General features: G+C 59.3%; 20 protein-coding genes. 4 read left to right on the forward strand and 16 right to left on the reverse strand.

Annotated elements, in window-relative coordinates:
- Positions 1-122: 122 nt before the first annotated feature.
- Positions 123-1,025 (reverse strand): AraC family transcriptional regulator, encoded by a 903-nt coding sequence (locus ACI77I_RS01300; RefSeq protein ID WP_406996828.1) that lies wholly within the window; start codon positions 1,023-1,025, stop codon positions 123-125.
- A 99-nt stretch (positions 1,026-1,124) separates the two neighbouring features.
- Between ACI77I_RS01300 and ACI77I_RS01305 the strand changes: the two genes are divergently transcribed.
- The gene (locus ACI77I_RS01305; RefSeq protein WP_083356232.1) at positions 1,125-1,478 is read left to right on the forward strand and encodes a carboxymuconolactone decarboxylase family protein; all 354 of its coding nucleotides are present in this window, start codon (positions 1,125-1,127) and stop codon (positions 1,476-1,478) included.
- Here the strand turns inward: ACI77I_RS01305 and ACI77I_RS01310 are convergent.
- Positions 1,456-2,421 carry a GlxA family transcriptional regulator gene (locus tag ACI77I_RS01310; protein ID WP_406996829.1) on the reverse strand — a complete coding sequence of 322 codons (966 nt, stop codon included), beginning with the start codon at positions 2,419-2,421 and terminating at the stop codon, positions 1,456-1,458. The two genes, ACI77I_RS01305 and ACI77I_RS01310, sit on opposite strands and share 23 nt — an antisense overlap.
- 271 nt (positions 2,422-2,692) lie before the next feature.
- On the opposite strand from ACI77I_RS01310, the gene ACI77I_RS01315 reads away from it, so the two are divergent.
- Positions 2,693-3,334 (forward strand): HD domain-containing protein, encoded by a 642-nt coding sequence (locus tag ACI77I_RS01315; RefSeq protein ID WP_263274161.1) that lies wholly within the window; start codon positions 2,693-2,695, stop codon positions 3,332-3,334.
- A 132-nt stretch (positions 3,335-3,466) separates the two neighbouring features.
- Here the strand turns inward: ACI77I_RS01315 and ACI77I_RS01320 are convergent, their stop codons facing one another.
- The 7 genes from ACI77I_RS01320 to ACI77I_RS01350 form a co-directional block, all read right to left on the reverse strand.
- Positions 3,467-4,351: an ABC transporter permease subunit gene (locus ACI77I_RS01320; protein WP_083356229.1), complete on the reverse strand. Its 885-nt coding sequence runs from the start codon at positions 4,349-4,351 to the stop codon at positions 3,467-3,469.
- Complete coding sequence (locus tag ACI77I_RS01325) at positions 4,348-5,268, reverse strand: ABC transporter permease subunit (protein WP_094948831.1); 921 nt, start codon at positions 5,266-5,268, stop codon at positions 4,348-4,350. The genes ACI77I_RS01320 and ACI77I_RS01325 overlap by 4 nt, the downstream gene beginning before the upstream one ends.
- On the reverse strand, positions 5,265-6,407 hold the full coding sequence (locus tag ACI77I_RS01330; protein WP_094948830.1) for an ABC transporter ATP-binding protein: 1,143 nt from the start codon (positions 6,405-6,407) through the stop codon (positions 5,265-5,267). The genes ACI77I_RS01325 and ACI77I_RS01330 overlap by 4 nt, the downstream gene beginning before the upstream one ends.
- Before the next feature lie 72 nt (positions 6,408-6,479).
- Positions 6,480-7,574, reverse strand: coding sequence for a polyamine ABC transporter substrate-binding protein (locus tag ACI77I_RS01335; RefSeq protein ID WP_094948829.1), 1,095 nt, complete (start codon positions 7,572-7,574; stop codon positions 6,480-6,482).
- 148 nt (positions 7,575-7,722) lie between these two features.
- Positions 7,723-8,817, reverse strand: coding sequence for a polyamine ABC transporter substrate-binding protein (locus ACI77I_RS01340; protein ID WP_094948838.1), 1,095 nt, complete (start codon positions 8,815-8,817; stop codon positions 7,723-7,725).
- A 207-nt stretch (positions 8,818-9,024) separates the two neighbouring features.
- A complete protein-coding gene (locus ACI77I_RS01345) occupies positions 9,025-10,389 on the reverse strand; it encodes an aspartate aminotransferase family protein (RefSeq protein ID WP_094948828.1) in 1,365 nt (454 codons plus the stop codon).
- Positions 10,390-10,449: 60 nt separating this feature from the next.
- Positions 10,450-11,808, reverse strand: a complete 1,359-nt coding sequence (locus tag ACI77I_RS01350) for a glutamine synthetase family protein (protein WP_094948827.1) — start codon at positions 11,806-11,808, stop codon at positions 10,450-10,452.
- Between the two features lie 608 nt (positions 11,809-12,416).
- Between ACI77I_RS01350 and ACI77I_RS01355 the strand changes: the two genes are divergently transcribed.
- Positions 12,417-13,793, forward strand: coding sequence for a glutamine synthetase family protein (locus ACI77I_RS01355; RefSeq protein WP_003213894.1), 1,377 nt, complete (start codon positions 12,417-12,419; stop codon positions 13,791-13,793).
- A 237-nt stretch (positions 13,794-14,030) separates the two neighbouring features.
- On the forward strand, positions 14,031-14,672 hold the full coding sequence (locus ACI77I_RS01360; RefSeq protein ID WP_406996830.1) for a TetR/AcrR family transcriptional regulator: 642 nt from the start codon (positions 14,031-14,033) through the stop codon (positions 14,670-14,672).
- A gap of 117 nt (positions 14,673-14,789) precedes the next feature.
- Here ACI77I_RS01360 and ACI77I_RS01365 read toward each other — a convergent pair whose 3' ends face one another.
- The 7 genes from ACI77I_RS01365 to ACI77I_RS01395 form a co-directional block, all read right to left on the reverse strand.
- Positions 14,790-15,005: a molybdopterin-binding protein gene (locus ACI77I_RS01365; protein WP_003213899.1), complete on the reverse strand. Its 216-nt coding sequence runs from the start codon at positions 15,003-15,005 to the stop codon at positions 14,790-14,792.
- A 106-nt stretch (positions 15,006-15,111) separates the two neighbouring features.
- On the reverse strand, positions 15,112-15,918 hold the full coding sequence (gene ssuB / locus ACI77I_RS01370; protein WP_406996831.1) for an aliphatic sulfonates ABC transporter ATP-binding protein: 807 nt from the start codon (positions 15,916-15,918) through the stop codon (positions 15,112-15,114).
- Complete coding sequence (ssuC, locus tag ACI77I_RS01375) at positions 15,915-16,703, reverse strand: aliphatic sulfonate ABC transporter permease SsuC (RefSeq protein ID WP_406996832.1); 789 nt, start codon at positions 16,701-16,703, stop codon at positions 15,915-15,917. The genes ssuB and ssuC overlap by 4 nt, the downstream gene beginning before the upstream one ends.
- Positions 16,704-16,712: 9 nt before the next feature.
- Positions 16,713-17,861: an FMNH2-dependent alkanesulfonate monooxygenase gene (ssuD, locus tag ACI77I_RS01380; RefSeq protein WP_242153378.1), complete on the reverse strand. Its 1,149-nt coding sequence runs from the start codon at positions 17,859-17,861 to the stop codon at positions 16,713-16,715.
- 25 nt (positions 17,862-17,886) lie between these two features.
- A complete protein-coding gene (locus ACI77I_RS01385; RefSeq protein WP_094948822.1) occupies positions 17,887-18,855 on the reverse strand; it encodes a sulfonate ABC transporter substrate-binding protein in 969 nt (322 codons plus the stop codon).
- A gap of 94 nt (positions 18,856-18,949) precedes the next feature.
- Positions 18,950-19,543: an NADPH-dependent FMN reductase gene (gene ssuE, locus ACI77I_RS01390; RefSeq protein ID WP_094948821.1), complete on the reverse strand. Its 594-nt coding sequence runs from the start codon at positions 19,541-19,543 to the stop codon at positions 18,950-18,952.
- Between the two features lie 318 nt (positions 19,544-19,861).
- Complete coding sequence (locus ACI77I_RS01395; RefSeq protein WP_406996833.1) at positions 19,862-20,500, reverse strand: peroxiredoxin; 639 nt, start codon at positions 20,498-20,500, stop codon at positions 19,862-19,864.
- Positions 20,501-20,689 lie beyond the last annotated feature (189 nt).

Here is a 20,689-nt window from a genome sequence, read left to right on the forward strand (position 1 = left end):
AACCCGGTCAATGGGGGAGCTGGCTTGCCTGCGATGAGGCCATGTCCGTCGACTCATCTGTCGACTGACGCACCACCATCGCAGGGCAAACCAGCTCACCCATTTGATCTTGGTTGTGACGGCTACCGCGCCCTCAGGCGCCCCGGCGCCTCGCCATAGGTTTCCTTGAACTTCTTGCTGAACGCTGCCTGGGACTGATAACCCACCTGGGCGGCGATATCCATCAGGCTCAGGCGTGACTGGTGCAGCAGATTGAACGCCAACTCCATACGCAACTGGGTCAGCAGCACCCACGGGGATACACCCGCCACCTTCACAAAGGTACGCATGAAGGTCGCTCGCGACATCGTCGCAACCAAGGCCAGGCTGTCGATGGTCCATTCATGGCCGGGCTCGGCCAGCATCGCCTGCCAGGCCTTGCTCAGGCGCTTGTCGGCGAGCAAGGCGAAGGTGCCGGCCACCGGCGCCTGAAGGGTCAGCCAGGTGCGCAGGATCAGGGTGAACAAGGCCGACGACAGTGCATCGATAAACGAGCGGGCGCCCAGTTGTTGCCCATCCGCTTCGCTGCGCAACAAAGCAATCAACGCAGCCAATTGCCCATCGCCCTGCCACTGCCGACTGGACACCACCAGATACTCCGGCAACGCGGCAAACAACAACGACTGCCGGTTGTAGTGAAAGCTGCCGCAGAGCATGTCCAAGTCCACCCGTTCGCCACCCAGGCGATGAACCGGAAGTAAACCGCCCTCAATCACCGTCGGTGGCATCGGCTGGATGCGTAAACCTGGACTGCGCAACAAATGGGTGGCGCCACCGGGCATCAGCAGGATATCGCCCTCCCCCAGCGTTACGTGCTGCCCACTCGTTAACTCGGCGCGGCAGGTGCCGCTGAGCACAATGTGATACGGCGCCACGCCCAAATTCTCCGGCGTGTGATCCAGCGCCCAGTCGCCCTGGAACTGGCAACGCAAATCCAGGCTGCCGCGCAGGTTGGCCATCTTGATAAGGGTGTCGATCGAATTCATTTGCGAACATCGGTCAAAAAGATGAGCGGATTGAACAATGCCCCTAACCCCGAACAGCACAGACTGGCTTCACACCCAACCTGTTCAGGAGTTACCGCAATGTTCAATAACTGGTCCGACTTGCTGCCTACCGTAAAGAAAGCCTTTGGCGCGCTGGGCAAGAGCAACCCGAAGATGGTCAAAGCGTACATGGCGTTGGACGAGGCTGCCGAGGAAAACAACGTGCTCGACGCCAAGACCCGTGAGCTGATTTCCATCGCCGTGGCTATCACCACGCGCTGTGACGGCTGCATCGGCGTGCATGCGGATGCGGCGATCAAAGCCGGCGCGACCCGCGAGGAAGTGGCCGCGACCCTGGCCACCGCAATTTCCATGAACGCGGGCGCGGCATATATCTACTCACTGCGCGCCCTGGAAGCCTACGACACGCTCAAACCAGCGCCGCAAAGTTAAGCCTGAACTGCTGCGGCGTCACGCCCAGCCGGCGGTTGAACACGCTGCGCATGTGCTGGGCATCGCGAAACCCGCATTGGTAGGCCACGGTCTTGAGCGGCGCGGGGCTGCTTTCGAGCATCACCCGCGCCGCATCCACCCGCGCCCGCTCGACAAACTCCGCCGGGGTGATGCGCGCCTCACGGGCAAACACCCGGGAGAAATTGCGCGCACTCATATTGGCCGCCCTGGCCAGGTCGGCGATGGTCAAATCCCCGGTCAGGTTCGCCAGCACGTACAACTGCACCAGCGCCACCGCCGAGGTGCTTTCGGCGTGGGGTGTGAGGAAGGGGCTGAACTGCGACTGCCCGCCCGCACGCTGGGTGAACACCACCAGGCGCTTGGCCACGCTCAGCGCGACTTCCGCGCCGTGGTCCTGGGCCAGCAGAAACAGCGACAGATCGATGCCCGCCGTGACACCCGCCGAGGTGTAGAGGTTGCCGTCCTGTACGTAGAGGCGGTCGGCGTCGACTTGGGCCAAGGGGCACAAGCGCGCCAGGTCAGCGGCATCGTTCCAATGGGTGGTGACGGTTTTGCCATTCAGTAACCCGGCGCGGGCCAGCATGAAGGCGCCGTTGCAGATTGAGCCGAAGCGCTGCGCTCGGGCGGTGGCGTCGCATAGCCAAGCATCAAACGCCGGGCCGAAATTTTCGAAGGGCAATTGCGGGCCGCCGGCGACCAGCAGCAGGTCGTAGGCGCTCAGGGCTTCGCTGTAATGCCGGTGGGCCTGCAACGACAAGCCGTTGGAGGCCGCCATGGTGCCGTGGCCCAGGCCGATCACTTCGAGTTGGTAATGGTCTTCGGGCGGCAGGAAACGGTTGGCCTCGCAAAACACATCCATGGGGCCGGTCACGTCCAGTGACTGGACGCCGGGGAAGATCAAGATGGCGACGGTTTTGCCCATGAACAACTCACCTTCTACTGGAAGAACATAAACCCCCTGTGGGAGCTGGCTTGTCGGGTCGCCGCATCGCTGCGATCGCATCACCCCAGTCTAACTGACAGACCGAGTCGCCAGCATCGCAGGCAAGCCAGCGCCCACATTTGACCGCATCTGGCGCGATATCGAGGCACATTGGCCGGGATTGCACCCTCGCGGCAATAGCCCCGTCGCGAGCGCGCGACCAAACTTCACTCATCGGCGCCCCACCGGCGCTTGCTTGAGGAGAACGACCATGAGCCCCACCATCGCCGGCATCCAGATCCCGGACAGCGCCCTGGCCAAGGCCACCACCGAATACATCCGCGACGTCGAATCCGACCTGCTCTACCACCACTCCCGCCGGGTGTTCCTGTTCGGTGCGTTGAGCGGCGAACGCAAACAATTGGCCTACAACCCGGAGCTGCTTTACGTCGGCGCGATGTTCCATGACCTGGGCCTGGTTGAAGGCCATCGCAGTGACAACGAACGTTTCGAAGTGGACGGCGCCAACGCCGCCGCCGCGTTCCTAAAGCCGTACGGGCTGAGTGATGACGATATCGAGCAAGTGTGGTTGTCGATCGCCCTGCACACCACGCCGGGCGTGCCGCAGCATCTGCGCCCCACCGTGGCGCTGGTGACCGCCGGTGTCGAGATGGACGTGCTGGGCATGGACTACGCCGCCTTTACCAGCGTGCAGCGCGAAGCCGTGGTGCATGCGCATCCACGTGGTGAGGGGTTCAAGGAGTGCATCATCTGCGCGTTTGCCGACGGCTTGCGCCATCGCCCGCAGACCACGTTTGGCAACGTGAAGACGGATGTGCTGGTGGATCAGGAGCCGGGGTTCAAGCCGATGAATTTTGTGGAGGTGATTCGTAAGTCGCCGTGGGCTGCCTAGTTGACTTGGAATGCAATCAACTGTGGGAGCTGGCGTGCCTGCGATGAGGCCCTGCCAGTCGACTCATCTGTCGACTGACACACCGCTATCGCAGGCAAGCCAGCTCCCACATTTTTCATCCCACTCCGGCAGTTAAACCGGTGCAGCCGCCCGGCGCTTGTCCGGCTGCTGCCAGCCATCGGCCGCGGCTTCTTCAATCGCTTGCTGGATGGCTTTCTTGCGGTGCTCTTCAGCACGACGGCTGAAGAACCACACCAGGAAGGTCACCAGCGACACCGCCAACAGGATCAAGCTGGCCACGGCGTTGATCTCAGGTTTAACCCCAAGACGCACCGCCGAGAACACTTCCATCGGCAAGGTGGTCGAGCCCGGGCCCGACACGAAGCTGGCGAGTACCAGGTCATCCAGCGACAGCGCGAACGACATCATGCCGCCCGCCGCCAACGACGGCGCGATCATCGGGATGGTGATCAAGAAGAACACCTTCCACGGCCGCGCGCCGAGGTCCATGGCCGCTTCCTCGATCGACAAGTCCAGCTCACGCAAGCGCGCCGACACCACCACCGCCACATACGCCGCACAGAACGTGGTGTGGGCGATCCAGATGGTGACAATGCCACGTTCCTGCGGCCAACCGATCATCTGCGCCATGGCCACGAACAGCAGCAACAGCGACAGACCGGTGATCACCTCAGGCATTACCAGCGGCGCCGTCACCAAGCCGCCGAACAGCGTGCGGCCCTTGAACTGGCTGATGCGCGTCAGCACGAACGCCGCCAACGTACCCAGCGCCACGGCGGCCACCGCCGTGTAGCAGGCGATTTCCAGGGAGCGGGCCACCGAGCCCATCAGTTGGGTGTTGTCCAACAGGCCCACGTACCACTTGATCGACCAACCGCCCCACACCGTCACCAGCTTGGATTCGTTGAACGAGTAGATCACCAGGATCAGCATCGGCAGGTAGATAAACAACAACCCCGCCACCAGCATAAAACTCGAGAAACTGAAGCGCTTCATATCTTGCCCTCCAGCTCTTTGGCTTGGCTGCGGTTGAACAGGATGATCGGCACAATCAGGATCGCCAGCATCACCACCGCCAGGGCAGACGCCACCGGCCAGTCACGGTTGTTGAAGAATTCTTGCCACAACACTTTACCGATCATCAGGGTTTCCGGCCCGCCGAGCAGTTCCGGGATCACGAACTCGCCCACCACTGGAATGAACACCAGCATGCAGCCGGCGATGATGCCGTTCTTGGACAGCGGCACGGTGATCTTCCAGAAGCTGTTGAAGGTGCTCGAGCCCAGGTCGGACGCGGCTTCCAGCAGGCTCTGGTCATGCTTCACCAGGTTGGCATACAGCGGCAGGATCATGAACGGCAGGTACGAATAGACCACGCCGATGTACACCGCGATGTTGGTGTTGAGGATCTGCAGCGGTTCGTTGATCAAGCCGATGGACATCAGAAAGCTGTTGAGCAAACCGTTGTTGCTGAGGATGCCCATCCACGCATACACGCGAATCAGGATCGCGGTCCAGGTCGGCATCATGATCAGCAGCACCAGCACCGTCTGTATCTCTTTACGCGCGCTGGCAATGGCGTAGGCCATCGGGTAACCGATCAGCAGACACAACAGCGTGCTGAAAAACGCCATCTTCAGCGAGCCCAGGTACGCGGCGATATACAGCTCATCGCCCGCCAGCAAACTGTAGTTCGCCAGGTTCAGCACCAGTTGCAGCTTCTGCTCAACGTAGGTGTAGATCTCGGTGTACGGCGGTATCGCCACATCGGCTTCGGCAAAGCTGATTTTCAATACGATGAAAAACGGCAGTGCGAAAAACAGGAACAGCCACAGGAAAGGAATCCCAATGACCACCTGCTTGCCACTGGGGATTATGCGATCCAAGCGCCGCTTGAACTTCTTCATATTCATGAGCGAAGTACCACGCCGCTGTCGTCTTCCCACCACACGTACACCTGATCACCCCAGGTTGGGCGCTGGCCACGGCGTTCGGCGTTGGCGACAAAGGACTGCACCAGCTTGCCGCTCGGCAGTTCCACGTAGAACACCGAGTGACCGCCCAGGTAGGCGATGTCATGCACCTTGCCGCTGGACCAGTTGTGTTCGCAGGTCGGCATTTCAGTGGTGACCAGCAGCTTTTCCGGGCGGATGGCGTAAGTCACCGACTTGTCTTCCACCGAGGTAGCGATGCCGTAGCCCACGTAGATGTCGCGGTCCAGGTCCGTGCACTTGAGCACCGCGTGGCCTTCGGCGTCGTCCACCACTTGGGTGTCGAAGATGTTCACGTTGCCGATGAACTCACACACCAGGCGGCTGGTAGGCGTTTCGTAGATGTCGATCGGGCTGCCGATCTGGGCGATCCAGCCCAGGTGCATGATCGCGATGCGCTCGGCCATGGTCATGGCCTCTTCCTGGTCGTGGGTCACCATCACGCAGGTCACGCCCACGCGCTCGATGATCTCCACCAGCTCCAGCTGCATCTGCGAACGCAGCTTCTTGTCGAGTGCGCCCATCGGCTCATCGAGCAGCAGCAGTTTCGGGCGTTTGGCCAGGGAACGCGCCAACGCCACACGCTGACGTTGACCGCCAGACAGCTGATGCGGCTTGCGTTTGGCGTACTGGCTCATCTGCACCAGCTTGAGCATCTCGGCCACGCGGGCGTCGACTTCAGCCTTGGAGATCTTGTCCTGTTGCAGGCCGAAGGCGATGTTCTGCGCCACGGTCATGTGCGGGAACAAGGCGTAGGACTGGAACATCATGTTGATCGGCCGCTCGTACGGCGGCATGTCGGTGATGTCCACACCGTCGAGGTAAATGCGACCTTCCGTTGGGCGCTCGAAGCCTGCGAGCATGCGCAGCAAGGTGGATTTGCCCGAACCCGAACCGCCGAGCAAGGCGAAGATCTCGCCTTTTTTGATTTCCAGGGACACATCGTCCACGGCAATCGTCTCGTCGAACTTCTTCGTGACCCGGTCGATTTTGACCAGCACCTTTTTCGGTGTCTGGTCGCCCTCGAGGGCTTTCTTATAGGCGCCGGAGGCAACTGCCATTTACGAAACTCCCAACAAAATTTGAGGTTCACCCAATACGGGCGAAACCTTGGATAGTTTGAGCTTTAAGCCTTACTTGCCCGTCTTGACCTTGGTCCAGCTACGGGTCATCAAACGTTGCACTTTCGGGGGTAGCTCGAAGTTGACAAACGTCCGGTCGAGAACCGCCTGCGGTGGGTAAACCGCTGCGTCAGTGCGTATCGATTGCTCCATCAGTTTGTCCGCCCCGGGGTTAGGGTTGGCGTAACCGACTTGATCACTGACCTGAGCGATCACCTCAGGTTGCAGTAAATAGTTGATGAAGGCGTGGGCCTCTTTGACGTTGGCGGCGTCCGCGGGAATCGCCAGTACGTCAAACCACAAATTGCCGCCTTCTTTCGGAATCGTGTAGGCGATGTTCACACCCTTGCCGGCTTCGCTTGCGCGGGCCTTGGCCTGGAACACATCACCGGAGAAACCCGCCGCCACGCAGATGTTGCCGTTGGCCAGGTCCGAGATGTATTTGGACGAGTGGAAATAGGTCACGTAGGGCCGCACTTTCAGCAGCTTCTCTTCGGCCTTTTTGTAGTCTTCGGGGTTAGTGCTGTTAGGGTTCAAGCCCATGTAGTTGAGCACCGCCGGCAGCATTTCATCCGCCGAGTCCATAAACGAGACGCCGCAGGTGGCCAGCTTCTTCATGTTTTCCGGTTCGAACAGCACAGCCCAGGAATCGATGTGATCGACGCCCAGCACCTCTTTGACTTTGTCGACGTTGTAACCGATGCCGTTGGTACCCCACAGGTACGGCACGGCGTACTGGTTACCCGGATCATTCTTTTCCAGACGCTTGAGCAGCACCGGGTCGAGGTTGGAATAGTTAGTCAGCAATGACTTGTCGAGCTTCTGGAACGCCCCGGCCTTGATCTGCTTGCCGAGGAAGTGGTTGGACGGCACGACCACGTCGTAACCGGTACGCCCGGCGAGCAACTTGCCTTCCAGGGTCTCGTTGGAATCAAACACGTCATACACAGGCTTGATGCCGGTGGCCTTTTCAAAGTTGACCAGGGTGTCCGGGCCAATGTAGTCCGACCAGTTATAAATATGCACCGTCGGTGCGGCCTGCACGCTCACAGCCAGCGTGATACCTGCACCCACCAGCATGGCTTTGCGAAATAAAGAAATTGGCAAGTGGAGGTCCTCTTAAATAGTTGGGCCCAAAGTTGTTGCCCGGCAACAAAACCGGCGCGCAACTTACCCTCGATAAACCGATCCGGCAAAGCTTTATGTCATTTAATTTGTGGGAGCGGCCATTCGCCGCCCCCACCGGTATCAAGGCTTATTTGCCCGATTTGATTTTGGTCCAGCTGCGAGTCATTTCACGCTGGGTTGCAGCCGGCAAGTCAGCAATGGCGTAGAGCTTGGCTTGCACATCCGCCGCCGGGTAGATGCCCGGGTCGCTGGTGATGTCTTTGTCGACCAGTGCGGTGGCTTTCTCGTTACCGTTCGGGAAACGTACGCTGTTGGTGATGGCCGCCATCACTTTTGGCTCCAGCAGGTAGTTCATGAACTTGTAGGCGGCTTCGACGTTTTCGGCATCTTTAGGGATGGCGACCATGTCATAGAAGCTGCCGGCGCCTTCTTTTGGAATGTCGTAGGCAACCTTGACCTTGCCACCGGCTTCAGCCGCGCGGGACTTGGCCTGCTGGATGTCACCCGAGTAACCCACGGCCACGCAGATGTTGCCGTTGGCCAGGTCCGAGATGTACTTGGACGAGTGGAAGTAGCCGATCGATGGGCGCAGTTTGAGGAACAGGTCCTCGGCTTGTTTCAGATCAGCCTTCTTCTGGGTGTCGGTCGGCAAGCCCAGGTAATGCAGCGCAACCGGCAGCATTTCGGTTGGCGAGTCGAGGAAACTCACGCCGCAGCTTTTCAGCTTGGCGATGTTTTCCGGCTTCATCAGCACGTCCCACGAATCGATCTTGTCCACGCCCAGCGCAGCCTTGACCTTCTCCGGGTTGTAACCGATGCCGATGGAGCCCCACATGTACGGGAAGGCGTGCTTGTTGTCCGGGTCGCTCACCGACACGGCTTTAAGCAGGGATTTGTTCAGGTTGTCGTAGCTGGGCAGCTTGGACTTGTCCAGCTCCTGATAGACGCCGGCCTTGATCTGCTTGGCGAGGAAGTTGTTCGACGGTACGACGATGTCGTAGCCGGACTTGCCTGCCAGCAACTTGGCTTCCAGGGTCTCGTTGCTGTCGAAAACGTCGTACACCACTTTAATGCCCGACTCTTTTTCAAAGTTGGCGATGGTGTCCGGTGCAATGTAGTCAGACCAGTTATAGATGTGCAGCACTTTATCGCCTGCCTGGGCCGCGCCCACCATTGCGCCCATCAGGGACAAGGCGAGGAGGGTCTTGCCAGCGTTCTTCAAACCTAATGCCTTCATTTGGTGATGCTCCAATTTTTCTTTTTTGGGCCACGTTCTTAATGTTTAGCGGCCCGTCTAAAGGGCAACAAAACAGGGCGACAGTCTGGCAAGTTCGAGTGCCGGCTTTCAACCAAAGCACCCTTTTTATCAATGCAGATTTCTAACTGCTCAGACACAGCAGCCGAAGCCGCTGCGCACTGAGCCTAGCATTTAGCCCTGTAATGCCGCCAAAGTCAGGTCCAGGCAATGGCGAGCCTTGGTCACCAGCTCGTCGATTTCCGCTTTGCTCATCACCAGCGACGGCGAAATGATCATGGTGTCGCCCACGGCGCGCATGATCAGGCCATTCTCGAAGCAGAACGTGCGGCAGATCATGCCCACACCACGGCCTTCGTAACGCTTGCGCGTGGCCTTGTCCTGCACCAGCTCAATCGCCCCGAGCATGCCCACACCGCGAACTTCACCCACCAACGGGTGATCAGCCAGCTCCCTCAGACGCTTCTGCAAATACGGTGCCGTTTCGTCGTGCACACGCTTAACGATTTTTTCATCGCGCATGATGCGGATGTTTTCCAAGGCCACTGCTGCCGCCACCGGGTGACCGGAGTACGTGAAACCGTGGTTGAAATCACCGCCTTCATTCAGCACGGCAACCACGTCATCGTGCACGATCAGGCCGCCCATAGGGATGTAACCCGAGGTCAGGCCCTTGGCGATGGTCATCATGTGGGGCTTGAGGTCGTAGAAGTCGCTACCGAACCACTCACCGGTACGGCCGAAACCGCAGATCACTTCGTCGGCGACGAACAGAATGTCGTACTTGGCGAGGATTTCCTTGATGCGCGGCCAGTAGGTGGCTGGCGGCACGATCACGCCACCGGCACCCTGGATCGGCTCGGCAATAAAGGCACCGACGTTGTCCACGCCCAGTTCCAGGATCTTCTCTTCCAGTTGGTTGGCAGCCCACACCCCGAACTCTTCCGGGCTCATGTCGCCGCCTTCGCCGTACCAGTACGGCTGCGCGATGTGGGTGATGCCTGGGATCGGCAAGTCGCCCTGTTCGTGCATAGCGATCATGCCGCCCAAGCTGGCGCCGGCCACGGTGGAGCCGTGGTAGCCATTCTTGCGGCTGATGATGGTTTTCTTGTTCGGCTGACCTTTGATCGCCCAGTAGTGGCGGACCATGCGCAACATGGTGTCGTTGCCTTCCGAGCCGGAACCGGTGAAAAACACGTGGTTCATGCCCGCTGGCGCGATGTCGGAGATGACCTTGGCCAACTCCAGCACCGGCGGGTGAGCGGTCTGGAAGAACAGGTTGTAATACGGCAGTTCTTTCATCTGCTTGGCGGCGGCGTCAGCCAGTTCAGCGCGACCGTAACCAATCGCCACGCACCACAGGCCGGCCATGCCGTCGAGGATCTTGTTGCCTTCGCTGTCCCACAGGTAAACGCCGTGGGCTTTGGTGATGATCCGTGGGCCTTTCACCTTCAATTGCTTGAAGTCACTGAACGGTGCCAGGTGGTGATCATTGCTCAAGGCTTGCCATTCACGGGTTTGCGGGTTGTTGCTGGACATACCAATCTCCTAGACTTTTTCAGGTGAGGGCGCGTCTTTTCCTGCGACGCGCCCAGCGGATCAGACGGCAAAGAGCAGGAATTCCCGCTCCCACGAACTGATCACGCGCTTGAAGTTTTCATGCTCGGCCCGCTTGACCGCGACGTAACCTGTGATGAATTTTTGACCCAGGTATTTCTCGATGGTCTTGCTGTTTTCCATGCGTTCCAGGGCGTCTTCGATGGTCAACGGCAGGCGTAGGTTGCGGCGCTCGTAACCGCGGCCCACCACGGGCGCGCTCGGGTTATGGCCTTCGACCATGCCGATGTAGCCGCACAGCAGGCTGGCGGCAATCGCCAGGTATGGGTTGGCGTCGGCGCCCGGCAGGCGGTTTTCCACGCGGCGGTTCTGCGGGCCGGCATCCGGTACGCGCAGGCCGACGGTGCGGTTCTCTTCGCCCCACTCCACGTTCACCGGCGCCGAGGTGTCGGGCAGGAAGCGGCGGAACGAGTTCACGTTGGGGGCAAACAGTGGCAGCAATTCAGGGATGAATTTCTGCAGGCCACCTATGTGGTTAAGGAACAGCTGGCTCATGCTCCCGTCTTCATTAGAGAAGACGTTCTTGCCGGTGGCGATGTCGATGATGCTCTGGTGCAAGTGCATCGCGCTGCCAGGCTCGCCGGTCATCGGCTTGGCCATGAACGTGGCGGCCACGTTGTGCTTGAGCGCGGCTTCACGCATGGTGCGCTTGAACACCAGGATCTGGTCGGCCAGCGACAGTGCGTCGCCGTGACGGAAGTTAATTTCCATCTGCGCCGTGCCGTCCTCGTGGATCAGTGTGTCGAGGTCCAGCTCCTGCAGTTCGCACCAGTCGTAGACGTCTTCGAACAATGGGTCGAATTCGTTGGCTGCTTCTATAGAGAAGGACTGACGGCCCGTCTCCGGGCGACCGGAACGGCCGATCGGCGGTTGCAGCGGGAAGTCCGGGTCTTCGCAACGCTTGGTCAGGTAGAACTCCATCTCCGGCGCCACGATGGGCTGCCAGCCTCTGTCGGAGTACAGCTTGAGGACTTTTTTGAGCACGTTGCGCGGCGACAGCTCGATCGGGTTGCCTTGCTTGTCGTAGGTGTCGTGGATCACCTGCGCGGTGGGCTCGATGGCCCAAGGCACCAGGAACACCGCGTTCTGGTCGGGGCGGCAGATCATGTCGATGTCGGCCGGGTCGAGCAATTCGTAATAGATGTCGTCTTCGACATAGTCGCCGGTCACGGTCTGCAACAGAACACTCTCGGGCAGGCGCATGCCTTTTTCGGCGATGAACTTGTTGGTCGGCGAGATCTTGCCCCGGGTGATGCCCGTCAGGTCGCCAATCATGCATTCGACTTCTGTGATCTTGTGGTCTTTCAACCAATCGGTGAGCTGGTCGAGGTTGTTACTCATAAATGCCTCTGGGCTGGGTTTCCTGACATCCATTAAAGGTCAGGCGTTGTTTGACGCAGCATCCGCGTCGTCTTTTTCGTTCAGGTTAGGAGCTTACCTGCCATTTGCTGCAGCGTTGCATTCCTCAGGCCAAACTCGTGCAGAATCATGAGCAGCACCCTGGGTGGGAGCCGCTCAGTGGCAGGCGCGAGGGAAATGAGGAGACAAAAAAGAGGTCGCCCAAGGCGTCAAGAATATTGGCCGGAGCGCGATCATTGACAAGGAAAAATTGGACTGGTGACAAGACTTGTCTGAAGCAGGTTGAAACGCCGAGTAGCGGCAGGCGAGACATGAAGCACCCCGGTATTATTGCTGTTATGGGTTTGAATCGAGCTTAGCCTTGTTCATTTTTTTACACAACACCCCCGTAAAAAATACAACACGGCCCCCTCAAGCCTGCTAGTCCCAAGCCGGTCAAACCCAAAAAATCGCCCCAAAAAGCCTCAAAAAAGGCCTCAAGGCGCTTTTTTAGGGCAAAAAAGGCCTCGCTTGACTTCGGCATGCCGTTCGGGTTGACTGAAACCAGAAAGATCAATGATTGATATTTTTAACAACAAAGGTGTTGCATCATGTCGGTACCCCCGCGTGCCGTTCAGCTTAACGAAGCGAACGCGTTCCTTAAGGATCATCCTGAGGTTCTGTACGTAGACCTTCTAATTGCGGATATGAATGGTGTGGTGCGCGGCAAGCGCATCGAACGCACCAGCCTCCACAAGGTTTACGAGAAGGGCATTAACCTGCCTGCCTCTTTATTTGCCCTGGATATCAACGGCTCGACGGTGGAAAGCACCGGCCTGGGTCTGGACATCGGTGATGCTGACCGAATCTGTTATCCAATCCCCGACACCCTGTGCAATGAACCTTGGCAAAAGCGCCCAACCGCGCAATTGCTGATGACCATGCACGAACTTGAAGGTGAACCTTTCTTCGCCGATCCTCGCGAAGTGCTCCGCCAAGTTGTAAGCAAATTTGACGACCTCGGTCTGACCATCTGCGCCGCCTTCGAGCTTGAGTTCTACCTGATCGACCAGGAGAACGTGAACGGCCGCCCACAACCGCCCCGCTCGCCGATCTCCGGCAAACGTCCGCACTCGACACAGGTCTACCTGATCGACGACCTCGACGAATACGTCGACTGCCTCCAGGACATTCTGGAAGGTGCCAAAGAGCAAGGTATCCCGGCTGACGCCATCGTCAAGGAAAGTGCCCCGGCGCAGTTCGAAGTGAACCTGCACCACGTGGCCGACCCGATCAAGGCCTGCGACTACGCGGTACTGCTCAAGCGCCTGATCAAGAACATCGCCTACGACCATGAGATGGACACCACCTTCATGGCCAAGCCTTACCCAGGCCAGGCAGGCAACGGTTTGCACGTACACATTTCGATCCTGGACAAGGACGGCAAGAACATCTTTGCCAGCGAGGATCCCGAGCAGAACGCCGCATTGCGTCACGCGATCGGCGGTGTGCTCGAGACCCTACCCGCCCAAATGGCGTTCCTGTGCCCTAACGTCAACTCCTACCGTCGTTTCGGCGCACAGTTCTACGTGCCGAACTCGCCGTGCTGGGGCCTGGATAACCGCACCGTGGCGATTCGCGTACCGACCGGCTCGTCCGATGCCGTGCGTATCGAACACCGCGTGGCCGGCGCCGACGCCAACCCTTACCTGCTGATGGCTTCGGTCCTGGCAGGCGTGCACCACGGTCTGACCAACAAGATCGAACCTGGCGCACCGGTGGAAGGCAACAGCTACGAGCAGAACGAACAAAGCCTGCCAAACAACCTGCGCGATGCATTGCGCGAGTTGGACGACAGCGAGGTGATGGCCAAGTACATCGATCCTAAGTACATCGATATCTTCGTTGCCTGTAAGGAAAGTGAGCTGGAAGAGTTCGAACACTCCATCTCCGACCTTGAGTACAACTGGTACCTGCATACCGTGTAAGCGGTTGCTGCAATAAAAGAATGCCGCAGGCTTTAGGGCCTGCGGCTTTTTTTATGGGTTTCGTCAGGTAGACCGCGGTGGCTTTGTCGCTGGCAAGCCAGCTCCCACACTTGAATGTATTCACAAATCAAAAAGGTGGGAGCGGGCTTGTCGAATCGTCGCACCGCTGCGATGGCGGCCCGGCAGACAACACACCTTCCTGCTCATACAATGCCCGCTGCCTTGTAGGAGACTTCCATGACAACCCGCCCCGCCGCCCCTCGCAAACCCCGCGCCCGCAGCCAGGCCCGGATCGGTGCGATCCTCGATGCCGCCCGCACCTTGCTGGCGACCGAAGGCGTGGCCAGTTTGTCGATCTACAGCGTGGCCGAGCGCGCGCAGATTCCGCCGTCGTCGGTGTATCACTTCTTCGCGAGTGTGCCGGCATTGCTGGAGGCGTTGACCGCCGATGTGCACGCCGCTTTCCGCGCCGCGATTCAGGCGCCTATCGACCATGATTCACTCAAGCACTGGCGCGACCTGTCCTACATCGTCGAACAGCGCATGCTCAGCATCTACAGCAACGACGCTGCCGCGCGGCAGTTGATCCTGGCGCAGCATGGGCTTACCGAGGTGACACAGGCTGATTGTCAGCATGATCTGGAATTGGGCGACTTGATGTTCGAAGTCTTCAACCGCCACTTCGAGGTGCCGACCTTGCCTGAAGAGGTGGACGTGTTTGCCCTAGCGCTGGAGTTGAGCGACCGCGTGTATGCGCGCTCGGTGCATCAGCATGGGCAGATTACCTCGCGCATGGCCGAGGAAGGGATGCGGGTGTTTGATGCGTATGTGGGGCTTTATTTGCCGGCGTATTTGCCCAAGCGGGTGGTGGCTGCCTGAGTCATGTACTGCCTGGGCGGGCGCCATCGCGGGCAAGCCCGCTCCCACATTTTGAGCGGTGAATACATTCAAGTGTGGGAGCGGGCTTGCCTGCGATAGCGATTTCAAGGTGGGCAATCACAACTTGGCGATCGACACCTCGGTGGATTTAACGAAGGCAATCACTTCGCTGCCAATCACCAGTTCCAACTCTTTGACCGAGCGAGTCGTGATCACAGACGTCACGATGCCGGACGCCGTCTGCACGTCGATCTCCGACAACACGTCGCCTTCGACGATTTCCTTGATGGTGCCCTTGAACTGGTTACGCACGTTGATGGCTTTAATAGTCATACGATTTCTCCTCGGGTCGAAATAGCTGCAAGTTGTTAGCTACAAGCTGCAAGTAAAAGCGCGTTGCTTTCCCTTGCAGCTTCAAGCTTGAAGCTTGCCGCTGCTTTTATTGCGCCCAACGCAATTGCGTAGGCAGCGGTGAAACAGGTTCAGGTTCCGGCGGCACGCCTGGCAACGACAGCACACGATTGAGCACTTCGGCTTCCAGTGCGGCCAAGCGATGAGAGCCTCGCGCACGTGGGCGCGGCAGGTCGACGATCAGGTCGAGGCCGATTTCGCCGTCTTCGATCAGGATCACCCGGTCGGCAATGGCCACGGCTTCACTGACATCGTGGGTCACCAGCAACACGGTGAAACCGTGCTTTTGCCACAGGTTTTCGATCAGTTGCTGCATCTCGATGCGGGTCAGGGCATCCAACGCGCCCAGCGGCTCATCCAGCAACAACAAGCGCGGTTGGTGGATCAGCGCACGCGCCAGGGCCACACGCTGCTTCTGGCCACCGGACAACGCCGCAGGCCACTCATTCGCGCGTTCGGCCAGGCCGACCGCTTCCAGGGCTTCCAAAGCCTTGGGCCGCCAGTTGCCTTTGAGCCCCAGGCCCACGTTGTCGATGATCTTTTTCCACGGCAGCAAGCGCGCTTCCTGGAACATCAACCGCGTGTCTTCAATCTCCTCGGCGAGCGGCGCGGAACCGGCCAACAGCTCGCCGCCACTGGCTTTGTCCAAACCGGCCAGCAGGCGCAGCAAGGTACTTTTGCCGCAGCCACTGCGACCGACCACCGCCACGAACTGGCCAGCCGGAATGTGCAGGTCGATTTCCTTGAGGACTTCCCGCGCACCAAAGGCTTTGCGCAATTTGCGCACTGCCAGCGGGATGCCCTTGAGCAGGCGCGGAGGTTGTTGAGCAGTCATGCCGCACCTCCTTTATTCACTTGGTAAGCCGGGTGCCAGCGCAGCCACACACGCTCCAGGCCACGAGCGGCGAGGTCGGCCAGCTTGCCGAGGATGGCGTACATGACGATGGCCAACACCACCACGTCGGTTTGCAGGAATTCGCGGGCATTCATCGCCAGGTAACCAATACCCGAGCTGGCCGAGATGGTTTCCGCCACGATCAGCGTCAGCCACATAAAGCCCAGGGCAAAGCGCACGCCCACCAGAATCGACGGCAGCGCGCCCGGCAGGATGACCTGGCGGAACAGGCTGAAGCCAGACAAGCCGTAGCTGCGCGACATTTCCACCAGCGCCGGGTCGACGTTGCGGATGCCGTGATAGGTGTTCAGGTAGATCGGGAACAATGTGCCGAGGGCGACCAGGAAAATCTTCGCGGTCTCGTCAATGCCAAACCACAGGATCACCAACGGAATCAGCGCCAGGTGCGGCACGTTGCGGATCATCTGCACCGAGCTGTCGAGCAGGCGTTCGCCCCACTTCGACAGGCCGGTGATAAAGCCCAAGGCCAAACCGATGCTGCCACCGATGACAAAGCCCAGGCCCGCACGCCAGCCGCTGATGGCCAGGTGCGTCCAGATTTCCCCAGTGCGAACCAGGTTGACCCCGGCTTCGATCACCGCACTCGGCGCCGGCAGAATACGGGTCGACAACCAGCCTGCCGACACCGACAGCTGCCACACCGCCAGTAACAAGATCGGCAGCACCCAGGGCGCGAAACGATGGCTCAATTTTTCAAAGTTCATAACGACGCCTCAGCTCTGCGACGCAGCTTTGGGAAGAATGTCGTTGGCGACCATTTCGCCGAACGGGCTGACGTAACCGGCGCTTTTCGGCAGCTCGGGACGTTCGATATCCAAGTGCGGGAACAACAGCTCAGCAACCCGATACGACTCTTCCAAGTGTGGATAACCGGAGAAAATGAAGGTGTCGATGCCCAATGCAGCGTATTCATTGACGCGTGCAGCAACAGTTGGGCCATCGCCCACCAGCGCGGTGCCGGCGCCGCCACGTACCAGACCGACGCCGGCCCACAGGTTGGGGCTGACTTCGAGGTTGTCGCGGTTGCCGCCATGCAAGGCGGCCATGCGTTGCTGGCCGACGGAATCGAAGCGCGCCAGGGATGCCTGGGCACGGGCGATGGTCTCGTCGTCCAGGTGGGAGATCAGTTTGTCGGCGGCTTTCCACGCTTCATCGTTGGTTTCGCGCACGATCACATGCAGGCGAATGCCGAAGCGCACAGTGCGCCCAAGTTTTGCGGCTTTGGCGCGCACCTGTTCAATTTTTTCCGCGACCGCAGCCGGTGGCTCGCCCCAGGTCAGCACCATTTCAACCTGTTCGGCTGCCAGGTCCTGGGCCGCTTCAGAGGAACCACCAAAATACAGCGGCGGACGCGGTTGCTGGATCGGCGGGTAGAGCAACTTGGCGCCTTTGACGCTGATGTGCTCGCCGTCGTAATCCACGGTTTCGCCTTCCAGCACGCGTCGCCAGATGCGCGTGAATTCGACGCAGGCCTGGTAGCGTTCTTCGTGGCTGAGGAATAAACCGTCACCGGCCAGCTCTTCCGGGTCACCACCGGTCACCAGATTGAACAGTGCGCGCCCGCCAGACAAACGGTCCAAGGTCGCGGCCTGGCGCGCAGCCACCGTCGGGGAAATGATCCCGGGGCGCAGTGCGACAAGGAATTTCAAACGCTGGGTCACCGGGATCAGCGAGGCGGCCACCAGCCAGGAGTCTTCGCAGGAGCGGCCGGTAGGGATCAGCACACCACCAAAACCCAGCCGATCAGCGGCCTGGGCCACTTGCTGCAGATAACCGTGGTCAACGGCGCGGGCGCCTTCGGCGGTGCCAAGGTAATGGCCGTCGCCGTGGGTAGGCAGGAACCAAAAAATATTGAGGCTCATGGAGTTGTCTCCTGAATAAATCGGCTTACGGCGCTGTGGCGACGGCGGCGGGTGGAGTCCAGATCACGTCCTTGATGCTCAAGGGTTTGGGGATCAATTTGAGCTGGTAGAAGCTGTCGGCGATTTTCTGCTGGGCGGCGACCACTTCCGGGGTCAGGAACAGCGCGCCATAGCCTTGGCGCTTCACCGACGTCAGGGTGATGTCAGCCGGCAAGCCAAGCAGCGGGGCGACTTGTTCGGTGACTTCTTGCGGGTTGGCCTTGGACCACTCGCCCACCGCGCGCACTTCTTCCACCAGCGCCTTGATCACTTCCGGGTGCTGCGTGGCATACGGCTTAGTGGCCAGGTAGAACTGGTGGTTGTCGGCGATGCCGGTGCCATCACGCAGGGTGCGCGCTTGCAGTTGTTTCTCGGCGGCGGCCTGGTACGGGTCCCAGATCACCCAGGCGTCCACGCTGCCACGCTCGAATGCAGCACGGGCATCGGCGGGCGGCAGGAACACGGTATGTACGTCGGTGTATTTCAGGCCGGCATCTTCCAGCGCACGTACCAGCAGGTAGTGCACGTTGGAGCCTTTGTTGAGCACGACTTTCTTGCCCTTGAGCTCAGCCACGGATTTGATCAGCGAATCTTTGGGCACCAGGATCGCCTCACTGGTCGGCGCTGGCGGTTCGTAGGCGACGTAGAGCAGGTCGGCACCGGCCGCCTGGGCGAACACCGGCGGGGTTTCGCCGGTGACGCCGAAGTCGATGGAGCCGACGTTCAGGCCTTCCAGCAATTGCGGGCCACCGGGAAATTCAGTCCATTGCACCTGTACGCCCTGGGCGGCCAGGCGTTTTTCCAGCGTGCCCTTGGCCTTGAGCAGCACCAACGTGCCGTACTTCTGATAACCGATGCGCAGGGTTTCGGCGGCCTGGGCTTGAATAATGGCGCCGAAGGACACAGCCGCAGCAAACAGTGCGACCAGACCACGACGCAAGATGACAGTGCGCATGGCGCTCTCTCCAAAAATTGCGATTAGGGGGTTGGCTGCACCTGCTTGGCCGTTGGCGGCTGAGTAAGGTGAGTACTACACAATCGGGTAAGGCTCAGATGCTCCAGCGAGCACTCAACAAACGTTCATTCAACACATTGGGGTCAAGCGGTTTCGGGCGACGGGCCATGGCGCCGTAGAGCGTTTCCAAGGCCTCGTGTAAACGCTGTTCAAGCACCGGCACCAATTGCGCCTGGGCACTGCCTTCGGCGTAAGCGATCTGGCTGTCTTCGGCAAAAATGCCGTGGAGCAACTCCTGGGCTTTCAGGGCCGACAACACGGGTTTCAAGGCGTAATCCACTGCCAGCATGTGCGCGATACTGCCGCCGGTCGCCATGGGCAACACGATCTTATGCGCCAGGGCGCGTTCGGGCAGCAGGTCCAGCACGGTTTTCAGCGCGCCGGAAAACGAGGCCTTGTACACCGGCGTGGCAATGACCAGGCCATCGGCGTTGGCGACTTGTTGCAGCAGGTCGATGACTTTTGGGCTGTCAAAGCGCGCGTGCAGCAAGTCTTCGGCCGGGAAGTCGCGTATCTGATAACTCACCACTTCCACGCCTTTGTCTTGCAGCCACTGACGGGTTTTTTCCAGCAAGACCCCAGAGCGGGAACGCTGGCTGGGACTGCCTCCAAGTGTTACGACCAGCATGTAGGAAATTCCTTGAGCAAGTGTCGGCGGTTCGCTGTGTGGCGATGGCGCCAAGATGTGACAGACCTTAGCAGCAGATTTATATATCTATAAATCTTATTTATTCATTTGTTTATTCCATAAATGCATATGAAGTTTATAAAGCTTAGGACGAAAAAAAAGGCCGTCGAAACGGCCTGAAAACCCCTGCTATGTGAGACGGTTTACACCTTGAATCCTGCATCAGCCTGGAGGCCGCCATCGCGGGCAAGCCCGGCGCCCACAGGGGAATGCGGTCAACTGTGGGAGCCGGGCTTGCCCGCGACGGCGGTCTCAGCCTTAGCGGTTAGGTTGTGGGGTAAGCCGCAGGTACGGCTTCACCGCGCGATAGCCCTTCGGAAAGCGCTTTTTGATCTCTTCCTCGTCCTTGAGCGACGGCACGATCACCACTTCATCACCGTCCTGCCAGTTAGCGGGAGTGGCGACCTTGTGGGTGTCGGTCAACTGCAGCGAGTCGATAACCCGCAGGATTTCGTGGAAGTTGCGGCCGGTGCTGGCCGGGTAGGTGATCGTCAGGCGAATCTTCTTGTTCGGGTCGATCACGAACAAGGAACGCACGGTGAGGGTGTCATTGGCATTCGGGTGGATCAGGTCGTAGAGGTCCGAGACCTTGCGATCGGCATCCGCCAGGATCGGAAAGTTGACGACGGTGTTCTGGGTTTCGTTGATGTCTTCGATCCACTTGTGGTGCGAGTCCACCGGGTCTACCGACAAAGCAATCGCCTTGACGCCGCGCTTGGCGAATTCGTCCTTGAGCTTGGCGGTAAAGCCAAGCTCTGTGGTGCACACCGGAGTGAAGTCCGCCGGATGGGAAAACAGTACGCCCCAGCTATCGCCCAGCCATTCGTGGAAGCGGATCTTGCCGGCGCTGGAATCCTGCTCGAAGTCGGGGGCGATGTCGCCCAATCTTAGGCTCATGGTGTGGCTCCTAGTGAGTGCTTATGGAGCCCACTGTGCATGGGTTGGAGATTATTTAAAAAGAATAAATATCGATTTATTTAGACGATAAACGAATATTAAAAATCAATTCATTGGACGCAGGAAAGGCCGAGGATCAACATCCATCACAAGGTTCGAGAAGGCCTTGAGACGCTGTACCAAGAGGGG

This window comes from Pseudomonas sp. D47, assembly GCF_045447305.1.
Lineage (GTDB): Bacteria > Pseudomonadota > Gammaproteobacteria > Pseudomonadales > Pseudomonadaceae > Aquipseudomonas.